This is a genomic window from Prevotella sp. HMSC077E09, from assembly GCF_001814685.1.
Lineage (GTDB): Bacteria > Bacteroidota > Bacteroidia > Bacteroidales > Bacteroidaceae > Prevotella > Prevotella oris.
In genome coordinates this window covers 90,622-91,886 of the sequence record NZ_KV817599.1, presented here as the reverse complement: position 1 = coordinate 91,886, position 1,265 = coordinate 90,622, and the positions used below count along the sequence as shown (strand labels likewise).

At 48.8% G+C, this 1,265-nt stretch carries 2 protein-coding genes; both read right to left on the bottom strand.

Translation table 11 applies throughout. The features are described 5' to 3' along the window. Positions 1-199: 199 nt before the first annotated feature. Complete coding sequence (locus tag HMPREF2983_RS14100) at positions 200-292, bottom strand: smalltalk protein (protein ID WP_154649968.1); 93 nt, start codon at positions 290-292, stop codon at positions 200-202. A gap of 267 nt (positions 293-559) precedes the next feature. Next, complete coding sequence (locus HMPREF2983_RS13185) at positions 560-1,003, bottom strand: HU family DNA-binding protein (RefSeq protein WP_070669150.1); 444 nt, start codon at positions 1,001-1,003, stop codon at positions 560-562. Positions 1,004-1,265 lie beyond the last annotated feature (262 nt).

Here is a 1,265-nt window from a genome sequence, read left to right as displayed (position 1 = left end):
CCTCACCCCCAACCCCTCTCCAAGGAGAGGGGAGCTGCGGTAGAGGAATATGGAGAGATTCTTCTCAATTAGTCTTCCCAAATCTTTTTCCCTCTCCAGGGAGAGAGGAGCCGCTGTAGAGGACTGGGGAGAGATTCTTCTCAATTAGTCTTCCCTAATCTTTTCCCCTCTCCTTGGGAGAGGGGGCGGGGGAGAGGTGTCACATGCACGAGCTAACCCCGAGGGTTGTGGCAATGGCCGTAAGAATGGTGATGACAGTCTGAAGGATGACCTTCCAAGTGTTGTTTTTCATGATGATATTTTTTTAAGATTAATAATGAAGCCTCACCCCCAACCCCTCTCCAGGGAGAGGGGAGCTACGGTAGAGGACCGGGAAGAGATTCTTCTCAATTAGTCTTCCCAAATCTTTTCCCCTCTCCTTGGGAGAGGGGGCAGGGGATAGGTATTGGGATAGGGGGGGAGGTCTAATTGCGTGAACCTACTCGCCTTCCTCAAACAACATCCCTCTGCTCGAACTCCCCTCTCCTTGGGAGAGGGGTTGGGGGAGAGGTGTTATACGCTATCCCTGAGGTGTTCCAGTCTCAGTTTTCTTTTTCTTTTTCTGAATCTGATATTCAGTCTGTTCCTGCACATGGGTAGCGGTCTTGAGGCTGTGGGCATTGAATTTCCCAGTCGGACGTGCACGCAGGCGATAGGCCTTGATGTGTTTGGCAGGCGAGAAGGCTGCACCCGATTCTGCACCCTTGGAGGTGATGCCTACGGAGAAAATGGCCAGATTGTCGAGCTTCACGGCCGTGCCCGCCAATGCCAGTTCCCTGATACACTCCACCATGTCGGTGATGATGCCTTTGATGACGCCTTTCGAGAAAGGAGTGTTGTGAAACGACATGTGCTCAGCCAACTGTTCGATGTTCTTGGTCTCGTTGACCACCGAGCGGGCATAGAATCTGCCATAGCCTGCCGATTTCTTGTTTTTGTTCTTGTAAATCTTGTAGTTTAACATGGTAATTATGCCTCCTTCTACTCTCCCGGGTGAGCGGCCCCACTTTTACCTGCGAAGAAGGACTTTGATGTGGGTGTGTTTACATGGTTTTGTTTCTTTCCTACAAAGATACAGTACAATCGTCCGAAGACCATGGAAAAAGGGATTTTGAGCGTGTTAATGGGTGTTAAAGATTAATTCGTAATTCATAATGCACAATTCATGGTGCATGATTCGTCATGCAGAAACAAAAATATTACATATTACAATATTACATGTAACG

What these genes read in the sequence shown, in the direction of transcription:
- HMPREF2983_RS14100 (WP_154649968.1), bottom strand. Translation starts at nt 292, where the DNA reads ATGAAAAACAACACTTGGAAGGTCATCCTTCAGACTGTCATCACCATT.
- HMPREF2983_RS13185 (WP_070669150.1), bottom strand. Translation starts at nt 1,003, where the DNA reads ATGTTAAACTACAAGATTTACAAGAACAAAAACAAGAAATCGGCAGGC.